Source organism: Anaerozeibacter quisquiliarum, assembly GCF_051162045.1.
In the GTDB taxonomy this organism is placed as follows: Bacteria; Bacillota; Clostridia; order Christensenellales; family Aristaeellaceae; genus Anaerozeibacter; species Anaerozeibacter quisquiliarum.
Genome location: NZ_JBISDI010000052.1, coordinates 1 through 23113 on the forward strand (window position 1 = coordinate 1; position 23113 = coordinate 23113).

19 protein-coding genes and 2 tRNA genes are annotated in these 23113 nt (G+C 59.4%); 17 read left to right on the forward strand and 4 right to left on the reverse strand.

Going from position 1 to position 23113, the window contains the following annotated elements; all coding sequences use genetic code 11:
* Window positions 1–71 precede the first annotated feature (71 nt).
* On the reverse strand, window positions 72–350 hold the full coding sequence (locus ACH6CV_RS16640; protein WP_456359343.1) for a hypothetical protein: 279 nt from the start codon (window positions 348–350) through the stop codon (window positions 72–74).
* A gap of 610 nt (window positions 351–960) precedes the next feature.
* Between ACH6CV_RS16640 and ACH6CV_RS16645 the strand changes: the two genes are divergently transcribed.
* The 4 genes from ACH6CV_RS16645 (at window position 961) to ACH6CV_RS16660 (ending at window position 4844) form a co-directional block, all read left to right on the forward strand.
* Window positions 961–3363, forward strand: coding sequence for an AAA domain-containing protein (locus tag ACH6CV_RS16645; protein ID WP_456359344.1), 2403 nt, complete (start codon window positions 961–963; stop codon window positions 3361–3363).
* Window positions 3364–3739: 376 nt separating this feature from the next.
* Window positions 3740–3828 (forward strand) — tRNA-Ser (locus tag ACH6CV_RS16650).
* A 9-nt stretch (window positions 3829–3837) separates the two neighbouring features.
* A tRNA-Ser gene (locus tag ACH6CV_RS16655) sits at window positions 3838–3929 on the forward strand.
* A gap of 624 nt (window positions 3930–4553) precedes the next feature.
* Window positions 4554–4844, forward strand: a complete 291-nt coding sequence (locus ACH6CV_RS16660; protein WP_456359361.1) for a cupin domain-containing protein — start codon at window positions 4554–4556, stop codon at window positions 4842–4844.
* A 158-nt stretch (window positions 4845–5002) separates the two neighbouring features.
* Here the strand turns inward: ACH6CV_RS16660 and ACH6CV_RS16665 are convergent, their stop codons facing one another.
* From ACH6CV_RS16665 to ACH6CV_RS16675, 3 genes are read right to left on the reverse strand one after another with little or no spacing between them, the layout of a single operon-like run.
* The gene (locus tag ACH6CV_RS16665) at window positions 5003–5413 is read right to left on the reverse strand and encodes a hypothetical protein (RefSeq protein ID WP_456359345.1); all 411 of its coding nucleotides are present in this window, start codon (window positions 5411–5413) and stop codon (window positions 5003–5005) included.
* 8 nt (window positions 5414–5421) lie between these two features.
* Window positions 5422–6921 carry a UxaA family hydrolase gene (locus ACH6CV_RS16670; RefSeq protein ID WP_456359346.1) on the reverse strand — a complete coding sequence of 500 codons (1500 nt, stop codon included), beginning with the start codon at window positions 6919–6921 and terminating at the stop codon, window positions 5422–5424.
* Between the two features lie 49 nt (window positions 6922–6970).
* Window positions 6971–7843 carry an AraC family transcriptional regulator gene (locus ACH6CV_RS16675; RefSeq protein ID WP_456359347.1) on the reverse strand — a complete coding sequence of 291 codons (873 nt, stop codon included), beginning with the start codon at window positions 7841–7843 and terminating at the stop codon, window positions 6971–6973.
* A gap of 354 nt (window positions 7844–8197) precedes the next feature.
* On the opposite strand from ACH6CV_RS16675, the gene ACH6CV_RS16680 reads away from it, so the two are divergent.
* The 13 genes from ACH6CV_RS16680 (at window position 8198) to ACH6CV_RS16740 (ending at window position 23093) form a co-directional block, all read left to right on the forward strand.
* A complete protein-coding gene (locus ACH6CV_RS16680; protein ID WP_456359348.1) occupies window positions 8198–9331 on the forward strand; it encodes an ABC transporter substrate-binding protein in 1134 nt (377 codons plus the stop codon).
* Window positions 9332–9412: 81 nt separating this feature from the next.
* Window positions 9413–10282 carry a branched-chain amino acid ABC transporter permease gene (locus ACH6CV_RS16685; RefSeq protein WP_456359349.1) on the forward strand — a complete coding sequence of 290 codons (870 nt, stop codon included), beginning with the start codon at window positions 9413–9415 and terminating at the stop codon, window positions 10280–10282.
* A gap of 10 nt (window positions 10283–10292) precedes the next feature.
* The gene (locus tag ACH6CV_RS16690) at window positions 10293–11282 is read left to right on the forward strand and encodes a branched-chain amino acid ABC transporter permease (protein WP_456359350.1); all 990 of its coding nucleotides are present in this window, start codon (window positions 10293–10295) and stop codon (window positions 11280–11282) included.
* Window positions 11266–12060 carry an ABC transporter ATP-binding protein gene (locus tag ACH6CV_RS16695; RefSeq protein WP_456359351.1) on the forward strand — a complete coding sequence of 265 codons (795 nt, stop codon included), beginning with the start codon at window positions 11266–11268 and terminating at the stop codon, window positions 12058–12060. The genes ACH6CV_RS16690 and ACH6CV_RS16695 overlap by 17 nt, the downstream gene beginning before the upstream one ends.
* Window positions 12047–12757, forward strand: a complete 711-nt coding sequence (locus ACH6CV_RS16700) for an ABC transporter ATP-binding protein (RefSeq protein ID WP_456359352.1) — start codon at window positions 12047–12049, stop codon at window positions 12755–12757. The genes ACH6CV_RS16695 and ACH6CV_RS16700 overlap by 14 nt, the downstream gene beginning before the upstream one ends.
* A gap of 25 nt (window positions 12758–12782) precedes the next feature.
* Window positions 12783–13805, forward strand: a complete 1023-nt coding sequence (locus ACH6CV_RS16705; RefSeq protein WP_456359353.1) for a zinc-binding alcohol dehydrogenase family protein — start codon at window positions 12783–12785, stop codon at window positions 13803–13805.
* A 9-nt stretch (window positions 13806–13814) separates the two neighbouring features.
* Window positions 13815–14906, forward strand: coding sequence for an Ldh family oxidoreductase (locus ACH6CV_RS16710; RefSeq protein WP_456359354.1), 1092 nt, complete (start codon window positions 13815–13817; stop codon window positions 14904–14906).
* 30 nt (window positions 14907–14936) lie between these two features.
* Window positions 14937–15578, forward strand: coding sequence for a bifunctional 4-hydroxy-2-oxoglutarate aldolase/2-dehydro-3-deoxy-phosphogluconate aldolase (eda, locus tag ACH6CV_RS16715; RefSeq protein WP_456359355.1), 642 nt, complete (start codon window positions 14937–14939; stop codon window positions 15576–15578).
* Window positions 15579–15580: 2 nt separating this feature from the next.
* Window positions 15581–16678, forward strand: a complete 1098-nt coding sequence (locus tag ACH6CV_RS16720; protein ID WP_456359356.1) for a PfkB family carbohydrate kinase — start codon at window positions 15581–15583, stop codon at window positions 16676–16678.
* A gap of 159 nt (window positions 16679–16837) precedes the next feature.
* Window positions 16838–18442, forward strand: coding sequence for a mannitol dehydrogenase family protein (locus tag ACH6CV_RS16725; RefSeq protein ID WP_456359357.1), 1605 nt, complete (start codon window positions 16838–16840; stop codon window positions 18440–18442).
* Window positions 18443–18508: 66 nt separating this feature from the next.
* Window positions 18509–19963: a decarboxylating NADP(+)-dependent phosphogluconate dehydrogenase gene (gnd, locus tag ACH6CV_RS16730; protein ID WP_456359358.1), complete on the forward strand. Its 1455-nt coding sequence runs from the start codon at window positions 18509–18511 to the stop codon at window positions 19961–19963.
* 181 nt (window positions 19964–20144) lie between these two features.
* Window positions 20145–21434 carry a lactate racemase domain-containing protein gene (locus ACH6CV_RS16735; RefSeq protein WP_456359359.1) on the forward strand — a complete coding sequence of 430 codons (1290 nt, stop codon included), beginning with the start codon at window positions 20145–20147 and terminating at the stop codon, window positions 21432–21434.
* Between the two features lie 231 nt (window positions 21435–21665).
* The gene (locus tag ACH6CV_RS16740; RefSeq protein ID WP_456359360.1) at window positions 21666–23093 is read left to right on the forward strand and encodes a gluconokinase; all 1428 of its coding nucleotides are present in this window, start codon (window positions 21666–21668) and stop codon (window positions 23091–23093) included.
* Window positions 23094–23113 lie beyond the last annotated feature (20 nt).

A 23113-nucleotide genomic window follows, 5' to 3' on the forward strand; every position in this document is an offset into this window, starting at 1 on the left:
AATAGTATATAGTGCAATATATACACCTTTCAATAAATTGTATCGATTTAGATGGTCCAAGTGATTTTTGTTCATAAACAAATACTGGCCATAAAATAAAATGAAATATAAATATACCCGGTTCCCATTTCACGTCTTGAGAATCTAATGATAATTTCCCCAGTCAAAATAGGCATGGTCCAAATTAGAAGCAAAACAATTATAGCTCCCATGTCTTTTCCGTTAAACAGCGCACTTATACTCCATGCAAGATTCCACACTTCATTTAATCCCGTAAAATATGTAAGTGCATACGAGACTATCAATGCAATGATAAGTAAAAGAACGCCGCGACTCGCTTCGCTTTTCATATAACTCTCCCATTTAAGTTCGACTGATTATAAATGAGTTTAGTTCTGTAGCACCTGCTTTTCCCCTCTGGGAACATCGCGGTCTGCATGTATTTGGATGACGTGGTGTAAGCGCCGCTGTTCATGTTTTTTTATAATCGGGAACACACGGTTCGCGATCACGTCGCAGATTTCGCGGGACTGGCCCATTGTATCTGTAGATGCGCTTTACCGGTTTTCCTGTCAGTGCCTCATCATGCTCGGCTCATACTTCTTTTCATCATATGAAACGATGAACATGAAGGTCAGGCTGTTCTATAACCGTCAGCGGGTTCGTCATGCCGCCCGCCCATATGTCCGTCCAGATCCGGTCAACCTTGTTCTTGATTTCTCCGGTAATCATCAAAACGCACCATATTGACATTTTTTTGTTACAGGCATATTATACAGGTAAATAGGGTCACACACAAGGCATCATCAAGGTGTAATTTGCCGGGGACATGTCCCGGATCGCGCTCACAAAGATCCTCTTTTTACGCCTGGTCATCCATTTGGACGAAACCGCGAATGCGCCGCACAAGGCAACAGGGGGTTTTGCGTTTTCTGTCCCGTCTTAAGGAGGGCACCGCAGATGGCAGAGCGGGCTTTGACGCCGCTTCAAGCGCATATGATCCGGGGCGCGGAAAGCTACCATCAATACTTGAAGGATCAGAACAAGGGCAGAATCGAGTATCGCGTGGTGTCCATCCAGGCATTCGAAGAGGATACATACAAACTGAAGCTGGACAAAAAGCTGCCCGACACCGACAGCATTCTATTTGAGATCTTCGGGGAATCATTCAAACAAACGCAGATTCAGATTCTGGAATGCGACGCAGATAATTATTTCATGGTTGTCCGGCCAAACAAGCAGAGTGAAAAGTGCGTTGGGCTGATGCGTAAAGCGTCCGCCGCGGACGTCCTGCTAGTGGCGGACCTTCGGTTTTTGGTTCGCCGAACAAAAGATTGGTACGAGGAAAATGGCCAGCTCCTGAACTTTCCGACGAAGGCCGGATCCATTAATGCGCCTATTGGCACGGTGAAGGGCCAACGGCCATCCGATGACCAAGTTCAGGCCATTCTCGCCGCTCTATCAAGCCCTTCCTGCTACATTTGGGGAGCACCAGGTACCGGAAAGACCCAATTTGTACTTGGTTATTGCGTCTCCCATTATGTCCATACGAAGCAGCGAATCGCTATTTTTGCGCCTACAAACAACTCCATCGACCAGGTGCTGCGCGGCGTCATCAAGCTTATCAAGCCGGCTGGTATCGACTATCAGGATAAAATTCTAAGGCTTGGCACTCCGACTAAACAATTTGCAGAGGAGTTTCCGGAAATATGCGAATTTCAGGGGATCGCGAAGCAGATTGAACGGTACAAACAACAGGTGAAGTCGCTGCAGGAAGCGCTAAATTATAAGTCCCTCCCGATACGGAGGGAGAAGATTCAGAACGCGTACCATCTGATGCTGCAGATGAGCGAGGAATTCGCGCGCCGAAGCTCCATATCCCGCAAGCTTGCGAATGCTGAAAAAGACATCAAGCTCATTGAGGAATCCTTATCCCATGAGCAGGCAACACGCTCGAGAGAAGAAGAATCCGCCCGACGTATCGAAATCAGCATGCAAGGCGCTCTTTACCGTATGTACAGTGCGCTTCGCAGCGGTGATACCGGGAAGGCTTCACAACTTGCGTCGATTCGGAGAGAAATCTCTGCAATATCCAACCGCATCAAAACCATTGAAACAAAGCTAACAACTGCGCGGAGCGAGAAGGTTGCTCTGGAACGGGAACTTTCTGGATGCACAGAGGGGTTCCAGCCTGCGATCATGCAAATGTCGAAGGATGTCGACAGTCTCTACGAGATTACCCGCAAGCTCAACATCACAAATCTCGAAAACTGCCTCCGCGACACAAAAGACTTGCTTGAGAGGGAAGACAGTTGGTATCAAAGCCGGGCAGGCCGATATGCCGAGTACGAGTATCGAACTGCCGCCGAAATACAAAATCAGATACTTGAAATCAATCGAAAGATCGAGGATCTTAAGAAGCGGACGACGGCCGAACGGTCAAAGCATGTGTGCGTAATCGCGGGAACGCTGGACGCGTACATCTCGCGCATTTCTCACGAGAGCGGTAAGGAAGTTCTGGATGGCGAGGCGGAACTGTCCTTCGCCCATGTATTCTTGGATGAGGCGGGTTATGCCAATCTTGCAAAAGGAACGACCTTGTTTGCGTGCCAGTGCCCTATAACATTTCTGGGCGACCATTTCCAGCTACCGCCCGTGTGCGAAATGAACTTCGATGATGCTGTGGATGCCCGTTATCCTGACGCATGGCTGTGGAGAGAAACGAGCCTTCAGGTGGAATCCTTGCTCACCAAGCCAATCGAAGACCTTAAGAAGTCCATTGGGAATGGGCAAGCACCCGTTTTCGATAAGATGCCGAAATGCAGTCTCCGTGCGACCTATCGGTTCGGGCCAGAACTGTCAATGCTTCTTAATCAACATGTGTATGAGAACTGCGGCTTCCGAAGCGCAGTAGCGGTTGGTTCTTTCCAAATCGAGTATATTGACGCGCCACGGCGAACTGTTCCAGAAAAACAGCGGGAAAGTCTTGACGAAGCTCGAGCGATTCAAGCCTTTGTCCGGAAGTATATAAATGAGGATATTGTGGTGCTTACACCCTACAGGAAGCAACTGCAGCTTCTCGAAAGACTATGTCCAGATCTCAAGCATAAGGAGTGCATTCTGACAGTTCACGGTTCACAGGGAAGGGAGTGGGATACTGTCATTCTAAGCGTCTGCGACACATCGGACATGTGGTTTACGAACACCCAGAATCGTTCGTCAAAGGGGAAATTGCTCATCAACACAGCTGTAAGCCGAGCAAAGAAGCGTTTGATTTTAGTCTGTGACTATACCTTCTGGATTGCACAAGGACATCAGATGATTTCAGCTTTGCTGAAAAATGCCACCAGGTGCAGTGGATAAGACGTTTATAAGATTGGTCTCTATTATTCTCACCAGATGTCAAAGCAATCCATCCAAGTCCAGTAATCAGCTATTTATGCAGGGAATCACTGCTCTCCTCTGATTCAGGATCAGCGTCATCGACCTCATGATGTCAACTGACATCCGCTGCCATCCCACTTTTATGCATCCATGCAAAGCATCACTGCTTTTTTGGCCCATATTCTCCCATACATCTGATCCCAGATCAGCGATAACATTCCCCCGATCATGCCCAAAACCGTCTCAACCTACCAAAACAGCCTCAAAACACCCCATCAGGCCGCCCAAAAGGCCGTTTTGGGCATTGACTTTGCCCCAATTCTCTGCTATAATTGCTGATGCTGGTTTTTCTTCTGGAGAGATGGCCGAGTGGTTGAAGGCGCTGGTCTTGAAAACCAGTGATGTCGAAAGGCACCGGGGGTTCGAATCCCTCTCTCTCCGCCAATACTATATGGAGAAGTACCCAAGAGGCCGAAGGGGCTCCCCTGCTAAGGGAGTAGGGTGCGATAAGCGCCGCCCGGGTTCAAATCCCGGCTTCTCCGCCAAGCCACCTGAAAGGGTGGCTTTTTCATGCATTGGTGGCGGTATAACTCACCTGGTTTGCCGCGCATAGCACAATTTTCTGCCCCAGCCGAAGTCAGCAGAGGGGAATCGTTCCCGTCAGTCATCCTGTCGCCCAAACGTGCTCTCATGCGCGCCCATGCCGGCTCCGCTCAACCACCGCCCTGCCCAGATCAGCCGCCACCACGTCCGACCACTCCGATACACCCGCCAGCTCGCTGTACAGTTTGGTTAGGTTGTCTACCAGCGGAGTCTGACAGGTCTACCGCCGAACACGCCACCCGTATATCGCATACAATGATGCTGGAAAGCGTCCATGGTTAGACGTGTCTAGCCGTACGATTTCCAAGGCAGATTGTGGCTGTTGGAAAGGAGCAAGCATGCATTCCTCACCATATGGTTGTCCTTGCTGCTGCCGTTGCCCTTCACCCTATCCGCCCGATGACCCTTGTTCCTCAGCTGACCAACCTTGCTTGACCACGCGCTGCACTGGCATCGGGGAGGATTTTGGCCCCAACCCTTATGTGGTTGACATCGAGAAGGCGACCCTGGAGAATCCCTTTTTCCGGAGGGCGCTTTGGACGGGGACCCATCTGCAGCTCACCCTGATGTGCATTCCTCCGTGCGGAGAAATCGGCTTGGAGATGCATCCCGACCTGGATCAGTTTCTTCGTTTGGAGCAAGGCCGGGGCAGAGTCATGATGGGAAGCACGCAGACCAGCCTGAACTATCAGCGAGATGTATCTGAGAATTTCGCCATTTTCATCCCCGCTGGAACATGGCATAACCTGGTCAACACGGGGGATGAGCCGATTAAGTTGTATTCTATCTATGCGCCCGTTCAGCATCCCGCCGGAACCATTCAATGCACCAAGGCGGACTCCGACGCTGCCGGATAACGCAATCGAAATCCGAAATTGATGAGTAACAGCCATGAACCGCCTTTGGGACTGCCGCTTCATGTTTGGGGGCAGTCCCTTTTGGTTTGCGCTGAATTATAAAGACAAAGGCCCCTCCCAAGCGTTACGCAAGGAAGGGGCGGCTGTGTATGCCGGGATTATGCCGGGTTGTCCGGATTTCCGGGCTCGTCGGTGTCCTCCTCCCAATCGTCAACCTCCGGGCCTTGTGCGCCGTCGTATGTGTTGATGCCGTAGATCGCAGTCAGCGCCTCCGCATCACCTGACAGCGCGTCGGTCCCGTACCGCCCGGCGTGCTTGCCGAGGCGCGCAAGCACGCGCTTGATCTCGGCTGCGAATTCGCCAATGAAATCGCGGATCCTCTCGGCCAGTGTCCGGTGCTTACCCACCAAATCGCGCACGTTCGCTTCGTCAGACAGGAACGCCGACACCGCGTCGGCCACGATCCCGTCGATGGCCTGATCGCGCGTCATGCCATCGCGCGCAGCCATGGTCTGCGCGACGCGCGCTTCGAGGTCGTAGCCATCCTTGGCGCCCAACATGCAAACCACATTTGTCTCTACAGCAATACGCCGTTTTTGAATATCGTGATCTCGCGGCTGTCGTTGAGCTCGTTGCGCGTCGCATAACGGCCGGAGGCGGAGTCGAGCAGCATCGTCCAGAGTTCGTCCACGAGCGCCTCCATCGTCTGCCCGGTCAGCAGCCGCCCGGCGTCAAAGTCAATCCATTTGGGCTTCCGGCGCGCAAGCTCGCTGTTGGAGGCGATCTTGATTACCGGCGCGACCGTGCCCAGCGGATTGCCGCGTCCGGTGGTGAACAGGATGATCTGCGCACCGGCGGACACGAGATTGGTGATCGACACGTTGTCGTTTCCGGGGCCGGTCATCAGATTCAGGCCATGGGTCTCGCAGCGCTGACCGTAGGTGAGCGTCCCTGTGATTGTCGCGTGGCCGCCCTTCTGGATGCAGCCCAGCGATTTTTCTTCCAGCGTGGTGATGCCGCCCTCCATGTTGCCCGGCGAGGGGTTCTTGTCGATGCTCTGGCCGTGGCTTAGGTAATATTCCTTAAAGCCGTCGATCATGCTCACGATCTCGTCAAAGACCCGCTCGCTCGCGGCGCGCCCCATCAGATGATGTTCCGCACCGAACATCTCCGGCACCTCGGTCAGCACCGCCTTGCCACCCAGCGCCGCAATCCGATCCGCGATCCGGCCGCACAGCACGTTGGCCGTCACGCCCGAAAACGCGTCGGAACCGCCGCATTTGAAGCCGATCGTCAGCTTGGCGATCGGGCAAGGTTCGCGGTGGTCGCCCTCCATGACAGACAGGATTTCATCGATCAACTTGAGGCCGTACTCGATCTCGTCGCCCTCGACCTCCTGGGCGATCATGGTCTTCACGCGCCGACCGTCCACCTCGCCCAGCATCGGCAGGAATTCCTTTAGCTGGTTGTTTTCGCAGCCCAGGCTCACGATCAGCGCGCCGCCCGCGTTGGGGTGGCGGGCGATGCCGCGGAGAATGCGCTGCGTGGTCTTGTGATCGTCGCCCAGCTGCGAGCAGCCCGCGCTGTGGGGGAGCGCGTAGATGCCGTCGCAACGCCCGCCGAATTTCGCGCGCGCCGCTTCAGCGAGCCGTCGAATGCCGGAATTGACGCAGGACACCGTGGGCACGATCCATAGTTCGTTGCGGGTGCCCACCGAGCCGTCCGCGCGCACGTACCCGTCAAAGGTGTCGGCGACGCGGGAAACGTCTTCATCATGCGCGGTTTCCGGATGGAACTCGTATCGCGCAAGGCCCTCGAGATTCGATTCCATGTTGTGGCTGTGCACCCATTGCCCCGGTTCGATCACGGCCGTAGCGCGTCCGATGGGCGAGCCGTACTTCACGACCTGTTCACCGGGCAGAATTTGGTTCAGCGCGAGCTTGTGTCCGAAGGGGATGTTCCGGATCGCGATCATGGTCTGGCCGTGAATTTGAACGGACTCGCCCTCCTTTAGCGGCTCCAGCGCAATCGCAACGTTGTCCCTCTCGTGAATGCGTATCGCCATCTGCCTGTCCATGCAGCCGTCCCTCCTTGCGGATTCCATTCCAAGTTGATACGTGAGCGCATCATTCGACAAGCGCCCTGAACTGATCGGGCGGCATGTCAGGGTAGGCGATGAAGTGATGTTTGCGGTAGCGGCTGGGCGTGTTTCCGAACTTCGCCTTGAACAACTGGTAAAAATAGCTCACCGATTCAAAGCCCACGGCGTAGCAGATATCCACGATGCTGAGTGTAGGGTTTTCGAGCATCCGGCGGGCCAGGTCCAGCCGCGCACTGTTGATGTATTCGGTGGGTGTGCAGTCCATCATGCGCTTGAACTCCCGGCATATGTACTCGTGGCTGTAAGGCGTCAGGTCCAGCATGGCCGGGAGGCCTTTGCGAATGTTCTCGGGCTTTTGCATCTCGTTAATCAGCTTCGTAAGCCAGGGTGTCCTGGCCGATGGCAAAGCATCGGGGTTTGCCAAATGATAGAGACACAGATCCACGAGCAGCGCCCTGAGTTCTGCGAGAGCGCGGGGCGCGTTGGAGCTGCAGAACAGGTTGACGCGCTCAATGCGGCGAATGCTCCTTTCAACATCTCCCGGGTTCAGCATCGCAACAGGCGGGCGACACCCCCACAGCGCACAGGTGGGTATCCCCTCACCCACATATTTTACCAGCGCATTAAGCTCCACAGCCGGAAACGCGACTGTGATGAACTTTCCCCTTACCTCCATCTTGCGGGTGTGCACTTCGTTGGGGCGGATCAGAGTCAGGCTTCCGGGCGGAAGGCGCATGGTTTCTTCTTCCAGAATCAGAAGATGCACGCCGCTGAGCACGATGGATAACTCATACTCCAGATGGTAGTGGGGGTAGAGGATGCTGTCGTAATTGTCGGAAGCCGAGCATAGGATGCCGATGCCCAGCGGGGAGGGGTTGTAATAAACGCGATAACGCATAGGAATCCTTCCTTGCCGCAGAATGCTCTCCATGTCCCAATAGTATATCAATACAGAGCATATTTTGCAATGCAGGAGAAGAAGAACCCGCCGCAAAAAGTTATGATATAGGCAAAGAAAACGACGGTCATCCCCGCGCAAGGCAAACAAGCGCCCAATCACTCCTTGGATAATCTATGTAAAATGACGTTTTGTGGAAGAGTCGCAGGCCATCTCGTCGAAGTCGCGTACCCAATACAGCAATCTGATCGTCTTAAACAGAAAGCAATAAATCGCAGTTCCCTCGGCAATGAGGTCTCGAGTGTTCCGCGCTGAGGCGCGTGACCAGAAAATCTATCTAGGAGGAATGCGTTCGTGAAAAAGATCATCTGTACCCTGATGGCCCTGGTTCTGGTGCTCGGTATGTCGGCTGTGGCACTGGCCAACGACAACATCCTGGTCGGCGTTTCCTGCATGGAGACCGGATCCATGGCGGCGGGCGGACTGCACATGAAGCAGGCCATCACCATGGCGTTTGAGGAGATCAACGCAGCGGGCAGCGTGCTGGGCGGCAAGCAGCTCGAGATGTACCTGGTGGACGACACCGGCAACGCCGCGGGCGCGGTGACCGCGGTCAACAACATCCTGTCGCAGGACGTGGCCGTTTGCATCGGGCCGCACACCTCCCCGATGGCGCTGGCCGCCATGGAGTACTACAAGGAGGCGGGCATCCCCTTCGTGAGCGCCGCCACCAGCCCCTCCCTGATCGACCAGAACAACGAGTACTTCTTCCGCATCTCGGTGTCCGACGGCTCGGTCGGGCAGGTCATGGTCAAGTTCGCCACCGAGAAATTCGGCGCCAAGAAGATCGCCGCCATCTACATCACCGACGACTACGGCAAGGCGGCCAACAACGCCTCCAAGCTCTATGCCGAGGCCAACGGCCTGGAATACTACTCCGAGGGCATGACCGCCGAGGATACCGACGTCACCAGCCAGTTGCTCAAGATCAAGGAATGGGGCCCCGACGTGGTATTCGCCTTCACCCATGACGCCGACAGCGCGCTGGCCGTGCGCCAGTACAGCGAGCTGGGCCTCAAGAACATCCCCTTTATTGGGCCGAACGCGCTGCCGATGCCGCAGGTGCTCGACCTGATCAGCGGTGAGCAAGTGGATGGTCTGTACGCCTCCACCGACTTCTTCATCGACGAGTCCGACCCGGTTATGATGGATTTCGTGACGCGCTATGAGGCTCGCTGGGGCGTAAAGCCGGAGCGCTACGCCGCGATGTACTACACGGCTTCCTACCTGATTGCCGACGCGCTGAACCGCGCGGGCGGCACCGATCCCGTGGCCATCCGCGACGCGCTGGCCGCGACCGACGGGTTCGAGTGCGTGCTGGGTACGCTCAAGGCCAACGAGCACGGCGAGCTCAACTCCACGCTGTTCATCCTCCAGATCGACCGGAACAAGACCTGCTCCGTCGCCCAGAAGGTCAGCCTCAACTAATCGGATACCACGAGCAACGCATGGGTTTGGCGGAAGTACTCTACTTCCGCCAAACCTGTGAGGCCGGATAGGAGGAACTCTGTGAACAATATCCTGCAATTGCTGATCAGCGGGGTGTCCATGGGCTTCATCTACGCGCTCGTAGCCATCGAGTATACGTTGATCTGGAATGCTACGAGCCTGCTCAATTTCAGCCACGACAAGTTCATCATGCTCAGCGCCTACGCATTTGCGGGGACCTATGTCGCCGGGATTGGCCTGCCCTACGCGCTGAGCGTGGTGCTGACGCTGGTGACGATGTTCCTGTTCGGCATCGTCGTGGCGTTGTTCATCTTCAATCCTCTGTCGAAACTCGCGTCCAATCTGTACGCGATCATAGGCACGGTCATCCTCGGGCGAATCATCACGGAGGCCATCCGCCTGATTTGGGGCCCCATCCCCTTCACGCTGGACGATTTCCTCAAGGGTACGATTTCCGTCGGCGACCAGGTGGTGTCCCGGCCCTACATCTACATCGTCATCGTCTGCATGATCATCACCTTCGCGCTGACGCTGTTCTTAAAGAAGTCCAAGATCGGCATGGCGATGCGCTGCGTGTCCAACAACAAGAACGCCGCCGGCCTGATGGGCATCAACGTGCCGCTCAATCTGGCGCTGACGGTGGGCATCTCCGCGTCGATTTGCACGGTGATCGGCATCCTCATCATCCCGCTGTTCAACGTTCACTCGACGATGTCGAGCATGATCGGCCTCAAGGGGTTCAGCGCGGGCGTGGTCGGCGGCTTTGGATATCTGCCGGGCGCGATCCTGGGTGGCCTTTTGATCGGTCTGGTGGAAAACTTCGGCAGCATGATCCTGCCCTCGGTATACAAGGACGTCGTCTCCTTCGGCCTGTTGATCCTGTTCTTGCTGTTCAGGCCGTCCGGCATCTTGGGTCACAAGAAAACGTAGGAGGTGCGGTATGCGAACCGGAAAGAAACTCTTGCCCGCTTTGGGGCTGGTGTTTCTGGTCGCCGCGGCAGCTGCGCTTCCGCAGGTGCTGACCGGAAAGTACCAGACAAACCTGATGAACCAGTGCCTAATCAACATCATCGTCGTGGTGGGCCTCAACTACATCACCGGCCTGACCGGCCAGATGAATCTGGGCACCGCCGGCATCTTCTCACTGGGCGCGTACACCTCGTCGCTCTTGGTCACGAAGCTCAATTTATCGCCTTGGCTGGGCCTGGCGAGCGCGATCATCATGGGCTGCCTGATCGGCATCTGCCTAGGCTACCCGTCGCTTAGGCTTAAGGGCGTGTACCTGTCGCTGACGACCATCGGCTTTTCCGAGGTGGTGCGCATCTTCATCACCAACCTCGACGATCTGACCGGCGGCGCGGTGGGCGTCACGAAGATTCCGCCGTTCACGCTGTTCGGCCGCGAGTTCAAGGACAATGTCTCGGTCTACTACCTCTACCTCGTGCTGGCGGCGATCCTGGTATTGACCGCGTGGCGCCTGGCGAATTCCAAGTGGGGCCGCGCGCTCAAAGCCATCAAGGACAACCCGGAAGCAGTGGAGTCCTCGGGCGTGAACATCGCGTCCTTCAAAATCATGGCCTTTACGCTGGCGGCGGTGTACGGCTGCATTGGCGGCGCGCTCTACGCCCACTTTGTGCGCTACATCAACCCGGCCACCTACACGATGGACTTCTCCATCAACTACGTCATCATGCTGATCATCGGCGGCCTTGGCACGGTGCCCGGTGCGGTGCTGGGCGCGGTGCTGGTGACCATCACGCCGGAGCTTTTGCGCTTCCTGCAAAACTACTACTGGTTCATCTACAGCATCATCACGCTGCTGTTCGTCGTATTCCTGCCCCATGGCATGATGGGTGTATTCTCAAACCTGAAGGGTATGTTTACGGGCCGCGCCGCGAAAGGAGGCGTCCAGGATGGCAACCGTTCTTAAGCTTGAGGGCCTGACCAAACGCTTCCACGGCCTGGTGGCGGTCAGCGACCTGTCCATCGATGTCGAGGAGCGTACCATCCACGCGCTGATCGGCCCCAATGGATCGGGCAAGAGCACCACCGTCAACCTGATTACCGGGGCGTACCCTTCGTCCGGCGGGCGCGTGTTCCACCGGGGAACCGAGATCACCAACCGGCCGGCCTACGAGATCGCGCAGACCGGCATCAACCGCACCTTCCAGAACCTCAAGCTCTACAGGTCCATGACGGTGCTGGAAAACCTCATGGTGGGCATGCACGTCAAGACCACGCAGGGCTTCTTCTCGTTCTTGGTCAATCCCATGCGCACGGCACGGGAGGAGCGCGAAATGCGCGAAAAGGCGCTTGAGGTGCTGACCTTTCTGGGGCTGTACAAGCTGCGGGGCGAATACGTCAACAACATCTCCTACGGCAGGCAGAAGATGACGGAGCTGGGCCGCTCCCTGATGAACGACCCGAAGCTCCTGTTCCTGGACGAGCCGGCGGCGGGGCTCAATCCCTCCGAGCGCGTGGAATTCATCGACATTCTGCTCAAGGTGTTCGATTCGGGGATCGACCTGTTCCTGATTGAGCACAACATGGACGTTGTGATGAACATCTCCCATATGATTACGGTCATTAACTTCGGTATGAAGATCGCCGAGGCAACCGCCAAGGAGATTCAAACCGACGAGACCGTCATCCAGGCCTATCTCGGCAACAAGTACAGAAAGCGGGTGGAAGCAGATGCTGAACATTGACCGGATCGACGTATTCTACGGCAAAGTCCAGGCGTTGTTCGGGGTCTCCTTCCAGGTGAGGGAACGGGAGATCGTGTCCATCATCGGCGCGAACGGCGCGGGCAAGACGACCCTGATGAAGACCATCATGGGCATCAACAAGCCGCGCACGGGCAAGATCGAATACCTTGGGCATACGATCAGCGACAAACCGGTGCACAAAATCGTCCGCGAGGAGATCGTGTACGTGCCGGAGGGGCGCGAAATCTTCACCTCCATGACGGTCGTCGAGAACCTGATCATGGGCGCGTACAGCCGCAAGTTCAGCAAAAAGCAGATGCGCGAGCACCTGGATGAGATGTACGCGATGTTCCCGCGGCTCAAGGAGCGCGAAAAGCAGCTGGCCGGCTCCATGTCGGGCGGCGAGCAGCAAATGCTGGCCATCGCGCGCGGCCTGATAAGCGATCCAAAGCTGCTGATGCTGGACGAGCCGTCGCTGGGCCTCGCGCCGGTCATCGTCGATGACATGTTCGAGACCATCGTGCGCATCAACAAGGTGCGGAACATCCCCATCGTCATCGTAGAGCAGAACGCCTTTATGGCCATGTCGATTTCCAATCGCACCTATGTGCTCGAAGTCGGCAAGGTGGTGTCGCAGGGCGACAGCCAGGAACTCATGGACAGCCCGGATATCAAGAAGGCCTACCTGGGCGGTTGACGGTCGGGTGAGAAAGAGCGTTTTTATGAAAGCAATCATTGTGGAAAGACCGCTGGAAATCGCGATCCGCGAAGTACCGGAACCTGTGATCGGCCGCCCGGACGAGGTCAAGATTCGCGTGATCTCCGGCGGCATCTGCGGATCGGACATCGGCATCTTCCGCGGCACCAATTCTCTGGCCACCTACCCGCGCGTAATCGGCCATGAGTTCGGCGGCCGTGTCACTGAAGTGGGTCCAGAAACCCGGGGCATCGCGCCGGGCGACATCGTGGCGGTAGACCCGGTTCGCTCCTGCGGCCATTGCTATGCCTGCCGCCATGACCGGCACAACGTCTGCCGCGACGTGGAGGTCGTGGGCGTCCACCGAGATGGCGGCTTCGCAGAATTCGTCGTCGCCCCGGCGTCGGCCTGCCATAAGCTCGATCCCAACAAGCTTGCCCCCGATCTAGCCTGCTTGGCGGAGCCTTATTCAATCGGCATGCAGGTCAACTTCCGGGCGCAGATCGCTCAGGGCGATACCGTGCTCGTCATGGGCAGCGGCCCGATCGGCTTGTGCGTGATGGAAATCGCCAAGACGCGCGGCGCGCGCGTCATGATGACCGATATCGTCCCGGATCGGCTCGCGCACGCGCTGACCTGCGGCGCGGATCGGGCGATCGACGTGCGCACAGAGGATCTTGAAGCCGCGGTGCTCGATTTCTCAGGCGGCGAGGGCGTAGCGGTGGCGGTCGATTCGGTGTGCTCGCCGACCTCCGTTCCTCAGGCGATGAACCTGGTCTGCCCCGCCGGGCGGGTAGTCGTGCTGGGCCTCAGCGACAAGCCCTCGGAGATTGCGCAGGTCGCCTTCACAAAAAAGGAAGTCACCGTACTCGGCTCGCGTCTCAACAACCACCGTTTCCCCGAGGTCGTGCGTATGTTTGAGGACGGGCAGCTGCGCCCTGAGCGGCTGCGCTCCGATGTCTTTCCTTTTTTTGAGGTCGCAGAGGCGATGGAGCTTATCCGTGAGCATCCCGAGCGGGTCTGCAAGGTCAGCCTTTCGTTTGAGTAGGAGAAGCGTATGGAATACCATGTTTTGAATTACAGGCAGCTGGTACGTTTTTGCGAATCGGTGTTTGTGTGCTACGGATTTTCGGCGGAGGACAGCCGGACCATCACGGACGTGATATTGGCGGCGGATCTGAACGGCATCGAGTCGCACGGCGTGCAGCGCATGGTGCGCTACGAGCACGAGGTGCGCAGCGGCATGGTCAATGTCGGCGCAGTGCCCGAGACCGTACAGGAAACGCCGCTGTCGGCGGTGATCGACGCCCACGACGCCATGGGCCAGATCATAGGCTGCAAGGCCATGGAGCTGGCGATCGAAAAGGCGAAAAAAAGCGGCGTGGGCATGGTCATGGTGCGCAATTCCAACCACTACGGCATCGCCGGATATTATTCCGAAATGGCGGCCGCCGAGGATTTGCTCGGCATGTGTATGACCAACACCGAGGCCATCATGGTGCCCACCAACGGCCGCCAGCCGATGATCGGAACCAATCCGATCGCGCTCGCCATGCCGGCCGACCCGATCCCCTTCGCGTTCGACAGCGCCACCACCGTCGTGCCTCGCGGCAAGTTCGAGGTCTACACCAAGCGCGGCATGCCGGTACCGGAGGGCTGGGGCGTCGACGAAAACGGCCACGACAGCACCGACTCCGCGCGCATCCTCGAAAACATCATCAGCAAGGCGGGCGGCGGCATCCTGCCGCTGGGCGGCTCCGGGGAGAAGTGGGGCGGGCACAAGGGCTACGGCTTCGGCATGATCTGCGAGCTGTTCACAGCCATCTTGGCCGGCGGCGTGACCTCTGAGCGCGTCTACAAGACGCCCTCCGGCTCGGGCATCTGCCAGAGCTTTATCGCGCTGGACTACGGCCTGTTCGGCGACAAGGCCGCCATCCGCAAGGCATTCTCCGAGCATCTCGAGAACGTGCGCGCGTCGAGCAAGGCGGAGGGTCAGAACCGCATCTACACCCACGGCGAAAAGGAGTATGAATCCCGCCGCGTTCGCAGGGAGAAGGGCATTCCCGTCAACGACAAGACCCTTGAGGAACTGCGCAGCATCGCCAGGACCTTGGGCGGCAAAGGCGCGCCCTTTCCAGAGATGGTGTGACACGAAATAAACAGCAGGGAGGAATGGCATATGGTCAGCATGGAACGGGTCGCCTCTTGCGGCATCGTGCCGGTCGTGGTGCTCGACAGCGTAGATCAGGCAATCCCCACCGCAAAGGCGCTGCTTGAGGGCGGCATCAATGTGATGGAAATCACCTTCCGCACAGCCGCCGCGAAAGCCTCCATCGCGACGGTCGCCCGCGAGGTTAAGGAGATGACCGTCGGTGCGGGCACTGTGATCGACAAACGCCAGCTGGGCGAAGCGGCGGACGCGGGCGCGCAATTCATCGTCTCACCCGGCAGCGACAGGGCGCTCATTCAGGATGCGCAAACGCGGGGCTTGCCGATCGTGCCGGGCGCGGTCACGCCCAGCGAGATCATGGTCGGCCTGTCGCTGGGGCTCACGGTGTTCAAGTTTTTCCCGGCGGAAGTGTTCGGCGGTATCTCGGCTATCAAGGCGCTCAGCGGGCCCTTCCCGCAGATCCGCTTCGTTCCCACCGGCGGCATCGGTCAGGCCAACGCCGCCGACTACTTCAGGAACCAAAAAATCATGGCCGTCGGCGGCAGCTGGATGGTGACGGCTGAGATGATCCGCGAAGGGAAATTCGATCAGATCGCGGAGCTGTCCGCCAAGGCGACCGCACTGTTCCGAGAAATTCGCGGAGGATCTTGACCATGAATCTGAACGTTAAGGACAAGAAGGACTGCCGGTACGATCAGATTTCGCTGGGCGAAGTGATGCTCAGGCTCGACCCCGGCGACACCCGCGTGCGCTGTGCCCGCAGCTTTCAGGTCTGGGAGGGCGGCGGCGAGTACAATGTCGCCCGCGGCCTGCGCCGCTGCTTCGGCATGGAGACTGCCGTAATCACGGCGCTGGCGCAGAACGACGTGGGTTACCTCGTCGAGGATTTTATCCTGCAGGGCGGCGTGGATGCCTCTTTGATCCGCTGGGTGCCCTTCGACGGCATCGGCCGGAGGGTGCGCAACGGCCTAAACTTCACCGAGCGCGGCTTCGGTGTGCGCGGCGCGCTGGGCGTGTCCGACCGCGCCAACACCGCCGCGTCGCAGATGAAGACAGGCGATGTGGACTGGGAGCATATCTTCGGCAAGCTGGGCGCGCGCTGGTTCCATACCGGCGGCATCTTCGCGGCGCTCTCGGAGTCGACGGCGGAGCTGACCATCGATGCGGTCAAGGCGGCGAAGCGGCACGGCACCATCGTCTCCTACGACCTCAACTACCGCCCGTCGCTCTGGCGCGACATCGGCGGCAAGGAAAAGGCGCAGGCGGTCAACCGCGCGATTGCCCCCTACATCGACGTCATGATCGGCAATGAAGAGGACTTCACCGCCTGTCTGGGTTTGGAAATCGGCGGGAACGACGCGAAGCTCGAAGCGCTGAACCTCGACGGATACCGCGCGATGATGGCCGAGGCGGCCAAGGCGTACCCCAACTTTCGCGTGATCGCCACCACGCTGCGCGGCGTCAAGACCGCGACGGTAAACGACTGGTCGGCGATGGCCTGGTCGGGCGGGGAGATCTACAAGGCGAAGGAATACTTGGCACTGGAAATCTACGACCGCGTGGGTGGCGGCGACAGCTTTGCCTCGGGCCTCATTTACGGCCTGATGACCACCGGCGACGTCCAAAAAGCCGTCAATTACGGCGCGGCCCACGGCGCGCTGGCCATGACCACCCCCGGCGACACCTCGATGGCGCGCCTCACGGAGGTCGAAGCGCTCATGGGCAGCGCAAGCGCGCGCGTACAGCGGTAACGAGGCAGAACCGCCCGATGAACATGCCCCTTCGCCGGTTCGGAACCGGCTCTGATACCAATCGGAATCGTGAACGCGGGCATGGCTGAGATTGGCGTCAAGCCCGTGGGAGGCCATCGGCATGGCGGCGCGCACGAGAAAAGCGTAGGAGGAATCGCGGTGAAGCTGAACGACAGGGCACTCAAGAACCTCGAGATTTGGAAGGCCAACGGCATCGAGATACCGGCGTTTGACCGCGCCGCCATGCGCGAGGCCACCAAGTCCGCGCCGGTTTGGGCACATTTTGGCTCCGGAAACCTGTTCAGGGCATTTCCCGCCGTGTGCCAACAGACGTTGCTCAACCGGGGGCTGGCCAGTTGCGGCATCACCGCGGTGGATTCCGCGGACATGATCGAAAAGATATTTTGCCCGCACGACAACCTGACGCTATTGGTCCGGCTGTGCGCGGACGGGCGCATCGAGAAGGTGGTCGTGGGCAGCATCGGCGAAACGGTGCGCGTGAACGAGGACCGCGACCGGTTGCGCGAAATCCTCTGCCAGCCCAGTCTACAGATGGTCAGTTTCACCATCACTGAAAAAGGCTACAGCCTGACCGACGCTCAGGGAAACCAGGCTGCCGACGTGGCGCACGACTGCATGGCGGGCCCAAACTTCTGCATCAGCTACATGGGCCGGGTCGCGTCGCTGCTGCATCTGCGCTATGCGCGCGGCGCGGCCCCAATCGCCATGGTCAGCATGGACAACTTCGCCCACAACGGCGACCGTCTGCAAGACGCGATCCTCGCCTTTGCGTCCGCGTGGCGCAAGGCCGGCGTCTGCGAAGAGGGCTTTTATGAATACGTATCCGATCCGCGGCGCGTCTCGTTCCCTTGGAGCATGATCGACAAGATCACGCCCCGTCCCGACCCCGAGATACGAAAACTGCTCAAAGCGTCGGGTTTTGAGGGCGTCGAGGGCTATATCACGCGCCGCGGCACATACGTCGCCCCCTTCGTCAACGCAGAAAAGGCGCAGCACCTGGTCATCGAGGACGCATTCCCCAACGGCCGCCCGGCGCTCGAGCACGCGGGGGTACTGTTTACCGACCGGCAGACGGTCGAAAAGGCTGAGCGCATGAAGGTCTGCACGTGCCTGAACCCTGTTCACACGGCGCTCGCGATATTTGGCTGCCTGCTGAATTACGAAAGAATCAGCGAAGAAATGAAGGACCCGGATCTCGTGCGGATGGCGGAACGCATCGGCTACGTGGAGGGCCTGCCGGTGGTCGCGAATCCGGGCATCATCGATCCCCGCGCGTTCCTGGACGAAGTGCTGAGGGAGCGGTTCCCCAACCCTTTCCTGCTTGACACGCCGCAGCGCATTGCCTGCGACACCTCGCAGAAAATGCCCATCCGTTTTGGAGAGACGATCAAGGCCTATCTGCGCAGCCCGGAGATGGATATCGCCCATTTGAGGATCATCCCCTTGGTGTTCGCGGCGTGGTGTCGGTACCTGATGGGCGTGGACGATCGCGGCGAACCCTTTGAGATCAGCGCCGATCCCATGGCGGCGCCCTTGATCGAGCAGTTGTCCGCGGCCCGACTCGGTATGCGCGGCCCCATGCGCGCGATACTCCGGCCGATACTCGGTAATCCAGCGCTCTTTGGCGCGGATTTGTATGGCGCAGGCCTTGCCGAACGGGTGGAAGAGGATTTTGCCGCGATGCTTGCGGGCCCCGGTGCGGTTCGGGCGACCCTGCGCAGGCGGCTCGCGGAGAAGGGATGATCCCCCCTCCGCCCGCAGCGAAGTGCTTTGGGCTGACCCTACGCGATCGCAACGGAGGTTGTTCCTATGAAGAAGGCAGACATCGGCATGATCGGACTCGCCGTCATGGGCGAGAATCTGGCGCTCAATCTATTGAATAAGGGCTTCCGCGTCGCGGTCTACAACCGCGAACAGGAAAATGTCACGGCTTTTGTCGGGGGCCGCGCCAAGGGGCGCGACGTCGTGGGCGCGCACACGCTCGAGGAATTGGTTGCGAGCCTCGCTCCGCCGCGCAGGATCATGCTGATGATCCGCGCGGGCGCACCGGTCGACGAGGTGATCGAGCACCTTATACCGCTGCTGTCGGACGGGGATATCGTGATCGATGGCGGCAACTCGAACTTCCGAGACACGATCCGCCGCGCGAAATACCTGGAGGGCAAGGGAATTAACTACGTCGGCTGCGGCGTCTCCGGCGGCGAGGAGGGCGCGCTCAACGGTCCGAGCCTGATGCCCGGCGGCGCGATCGACGCGTGGCCGTACCTGAAGCAGATGCTGCAGGCAATCGCTGCGGACGCCGAGGGCGTCCCTTGCTGCGACTGGGTGGGCGAGGACGGCGCGGGCCACTTCGTGAAGATGGTGCACAACGGCATCGAGTACGGCGACATGCAGCTGATCGGCGAGGCGTATCAGATCATGCGCCATCTGCTCCACATGGAGCCGGACAGGATCGGCGACATGTTTTCCGAGTGGAACGGACGCGAGCTCGACAGCTACCTGATCGAGATTACCGCAAACATCCTGAAGACAAAGGATGCGGACGGCTCGCCCCTGATCGACAGGATCCTCGACACCGCCGGGCAGAAGGGCACCGGCAAGTGGGCGGTAGTCGAGGCGCTGAACGAGGGCGTTGCGCTGACGCTGATCGGCGAAGCGGTGTTCGCGCGCTGCCTGTCGGCGATCAAGGACGAGCGCGTTCGCGCGAGCGCACGGCTGAACGGCCCTTCGCCCGCCCCGGCCTTCATGGGGGATAAGGCGGCGCTGCTTCAGGATATCGAGCGCGCGCTGTATGCGGCGAAGGTCATATCCTACGCGCAGGGCTACGCGCTGATGCGCGCGGCGGCCAAAACCCACAACTGGAATCTCAACTACGGCGGCATCGCGCTGCTGTGGCGCGGCGGCTGCATCATCCGAAGCGCGTTCTTGGACAAGATCAAATCGGCGTTCGACCGCGACCCGGCGCTGGATAACCTGCTGCTCGACCCGTACTTTTCCGATCAGCTGGCGCAATGCCAGCAGGGATTGCGCAATGTCGCCGCCGCCGCCATCGCAAACGGCGTCGCGGTTCCGGCGCTGCTGGCGGCGCTCTCCTACTACGACGGCTACCGCTCCGAGTGGCTTCCCGCCAACCTTTTGCAGGCGCAGCGCGACTATTTCGGCGCGCACACCTACGAGCGCGTGGACGCGCCGCGCGGCACGTACTTCCACACGAACTGGACGGGCAAGGGCGGGACGACAGCCGCATCGGCGTATACGGTCTAGGTAAGCGCTGATTGATTCGGGCGTTGGCTGGCGAGATGATTTCCCGTCCGATCGTTTCTGCAAAATGCGCAGGCGCAAAGCGTACGTCAAGCGTTTTGCGGGAATGAGCGGGCGGAAAAGCACCCGCCAGCCAACGTCAGATATGGAACGGAATTCCCTGGAGAGGTAATGGGGTGAGGGTATGATCGGACAGAGCGTTTATGCGGCCGAGGGCGGTGCGATCGGCGACGAACAGCTGTGGGATATTCTGGGAGACTCGATTTCAGACTGCCGCGGGGGGTTGAAGAAGGTGCTCCTGCTGGTGCCGGACTTCACGCGGTTCCACTCCAATGCCGGGAAGATCGCAAACATCTACTACCACCTCCTCGACGGCGGCGGTTGCCGGGTTGACCTGCTTCCGGCGCTCGGTACGCACGTGCCGATGACCAAGGAGGAGTGCGCGGCGATGTACGGCGACGTACCGCCGGAACGGTTTCTGGTACACAACTGGCGCACCGGCGTCGTCAAGATCGCTCAGGTGCCCGCCGACTATGTGAGGGAGGTCAGCGAGGGCGTGTACGACAGGCCCATCGACGTCGAGGTCAGCCGATACCTCTACGACGGCTACGACTTGATCCTGTCGATCGGCCAGGTCGTGCCGCATGAGGTCGTGGGCATGGCCAACCACACCAAGAACGTCCTCGTTGGCTGCGGCGGGAGCTCGATGATCCATGCGTCGCACATACTGGGTGCGTTCTACGGCATGGAGCGCATGATGGGCCGCGACCACACGCCGGTGCGCAAGGTGTTCGACTATGCGTCGGAGCGCTTCCTCGGGGATCTGCCCCTCTACTACGCGCTGACGGTCACGACCGCGCCGGGCGGGGACATCCGCATGCACGGCCTGTTCATCGGCAAGGAGCGATCGTATTTTGAACAGGCCGTGGCGCTCGCGCAGAAAATGAACATGACCTTTGTCGACGCGCCGCTCGACAGGGTCGTCGTGTACCTGGATGAGAGGGAGTTCCGCAGCACATGGCTCGGCAACAAGTCGATCTACCGTACGCGCATGGCGATCCGCGACGGCGGCGAATTGATCGTGCTCGCGCCCGGCGTCGAGATGTTCGGCGAGGACGCCGGAAACGACCGGCTGATCCGCAAGTACGGCTACTGCGGCCGTGAGAGAATCATCGAGCTGTGCAGGATCGAGGAGGATCTGCAAAACGGCCTTTCCGCCGCGGCGCATCTGATCCACGGGAGCTCCGACGGGCGGTTCTCGATCACCTACTGTACCGAACACCTGACAAAGGAAGAAATCGAGGGCGTCGGCTTCCGCTACATGCCCTACCGGGAGGCGGTCCGGAAGTACGACCCGGCGACGCTTGAGGACGGCTTCAACACGCTCGCAGACGGCCAGCGGGTCTTCTATATCTCAAACCCGGCGCTGGGCCTCTGGGCGGACAAAAACAGATACCAGGCAATCGCGGATTAAAGCATGCGCGCGGTGGCGAAGGGAATCTTCGCCGGACCGCGCTTGCAAAAGCCGAAGGCGCGGCAGCGCCGCGTCGGGGATTTCGCGGGCGCAGGCGCACTTTACGGGGTTGGCCGCCGGGCCGGGTGCGGTTCGCGCAGCGCTCAAAAAGCACCTGGGACCGTGAACCGAAAAGCAGGTCGGAGGGCGGCGCGACGGCCGCGCCCTCCGGCAAGACGGAGGCAAGTTTCCATGCTCGTACTCGCGCTTGAGTCCAGCACCAGTTCCGCCAAGGCGCTCCTCTACGATTCGGGAAAGGGCGTAATCGCGACGGAATCCAGCCCCTACGATCCCTCGTACGCCAAGGACGGCGTGGTCGGCACCGAGGAGGTGTTCCGTCTGACCGCCGAGATGGGCAGGCGTATCGCCGCGGGCAAGGACATTGCCGCCATCGCGCTGTCGAGCGTCTGGCACAGCGTCGCGCTGTGCGACAGGGACATGCGCCCCGCGGGCGGCACCTACATGTGGAATTACCTGGCGCCCAGCGACATGTGCAAGACCGTGCGCGCGGATGCGGCGCTCACCGAGCGGCTCTACCGGAGCACCGGCTGCATGCCGAACGTAACCTATCCCCGCCACGCGCTTCGCTACCTCCGGGAAAACGGCGTCGAACTCGCGGACAAGCTGCTGCCGTCGCAGGGCGGGTACAACTTCCATCGGCTAACCGGGGAGTTCCGCGAGACGATCAACATCATGAACGGCTCCGGATTTCTGAACGTGCACACGCTTGCCTATGACGACTTCGCGATGGGGTATTCGGGCGTCCGCGCGTCGCAGCTCGGCGCGCTCTCGACCTACCTGGACACCGCGCCGCTACGTGAGGACGCCGCGAACTTGATCGGCATCCCCGCGGGCATACCGGTCGTCCCCTCGCACGCGGACGGCGCGCTCAACCAGATCGCGAGCTGCGCGGCCGTCGTCGGGCGCATGACGCTGTCGGTCGGCACCAGCGGCGCAATCCGGCTGACGACCGACCGGCCCGTGCTGCCGGAGGGAAAACAGATCTGGAGCTACTACGGCGTCGCGGACTACATGTCCGGAGCGGCGATTTCCGGCGCGTGCAACTGCATTGATTGGTTCCGGGACACGTTTTCGGGCAGCCGAATGAGTTTCGAGGAACTGGATTCCGGCGCAGAGATTCCCGAGGGGATGCCGGTATTTCTGCCGTTCCTGTTCGGCGAGCGCAATCCGGGCTGGCGCGACGACCGCCACGGCGGGTTCGAGGGCATCCGTCCGAGCCACACCGCGCGCGACATGTACCGGGCGCTACAGGCGGGGGTGCTTTTCAACCTCTACCAGTGTTACGAGGTGTTGCGCAGCGAAGTCGGCGAACCCAGGGAGATATACGCGTCCGGCGGCATCCTGCACTCGCGGCGCTGGACGCAGATGATGGCCGACATCTTCGGCACGCGCATCCGCCTGGTGAAAAACCTGAACGCATCGTCGGTGGGCGCGGCCGTGCTGGCCATGCGCGCCGTCTGCGCGATCGACGATATTCGCGCGTTTTCGCGCGACATCGAGGGCGCGGCGGTCATATGCCCGCGCCCTGAGTTCCAAAGGTCCTACGCCGAATACTACCAGCGATACCTCGAACTGTACAACGCTACCGCTCTTTTGTAAGAGACATAAAGGGGGCTTTC

What these genes read in the sequence shown, in the direction of transcription:
- ACH6CV_RS16640 (WP_456359343.1), bottom strand. Translation starts at nt 350, where the DNA reads ATGAAAAGCGAAGCGAGTCGCGGCGTTCTTTTACTTATCATTGCATTG.
- ACH6CV_RS16670 (WP_456359346.1), bottom strand. Translation starts at nt 6,921, where the DNA reads ATGGACAGGCAGATGGCGATACGCATTCACGAGAGGGACAACGTTGCG.
- ACH6CV_RS16720 (WP_456359356.1), top strand. Translation starts at nt 15,581, where the DNA reads ATGAATCTGAACGTTAAGGACAAGAAGGACTGCCGGTACGATCAGATT.
- ACH6CV_RS16710 (WP_456359354.1), top strand. Translation starts at nt 13,815, where the DNA reads ATGGAATACCATGTTTTGAATTACAGGCAGCTGGTACGTTTTTGCGAA.
- ACH6CV_RS16660 (WP_456359361.1), top strand. Translation starts at nt 4,554, where the DNA reads ATGTGCATTCCTCCGTGCGGAGAAATCGGCTTGGAGATGCATCCCGAC.
- eda (WP_456359355.1), top strand. Translation starts at nt 14,937, where the DNA reads ATGGTCAGCATGGAACGGGTCGCCTCTTGCGGCATCGTGCCGGTCGTG.
- ACH6CV_RS16695 (WP_456359351.1), top strand. Translation starts at nt 11,266, where the DNA reads ATGGCAACCGTTCTTAAGCTTGAGGGCCTGACCAAACGCTTCCACGGC.
- ACH6CV_RS16675 (WP_456359347.1), bottom strand. Translation starts at nt 7,843, where the DNA reads ATGCGTTATCGCGTTTATTACAACCCCTCCCCGCTGGGCATCGGCATC.
- gnd (WP_456359358.1), top strand. Translation starts at nt 18,509, where the DNA reads ATGAAGAAGGCAGACATCGGCATGATCGGACTCGCCGTCATGGGCGAG.
- ACH6CV_RS16740 (WP_456359360.1), top strand. Translation starts at nt 21,666, where the DNA reads ATGCTCGTACTCGCGCTTGAGTCCAGCACCAGTTCCGCCAAGGCGCTC.
- ACH6CV_RS16705 (WP_456359353.1), top strand. Translation starts at nt 12,783, where the DNA reads ATGAAAGCAATCATTGTGGAAAGACCGCTGGAAATCGCGATCCGCGAA.
- ACH6CV_RS16700 (WP_456359352.1), top strand. Translation starts at nt 12,047, where the DNA reads ATGCTGAACATTGACCGGATCGACGTATTCTACGGCAAAGTCCAGGCG.
- ACH6CV_RS16645 (WP_456359344.1), top strand. Translation starts at nt 961, where the DNA reads ATGGCAGAGCGGGCTTTGACGCCGCTTCAAGCGCATATGATCCGGGGC.
- ACH6CV_RS16690 (WP_456359350.1), top strand. Translation starts at nt 10,293, where the DNA reads ATGCGAACCGGAAAGAAACTCTTGCCCGCTTTGGGGCTGGTGTTTCTG.
- ACH6CV_RS16735 (WP_456359359.1), top strand. Translation starts at nt 20,145, where the DNA reads ATGATCGGACAGAGCGTTTATGCGGCCGAGGGCGGTGCGATCGGCGAC.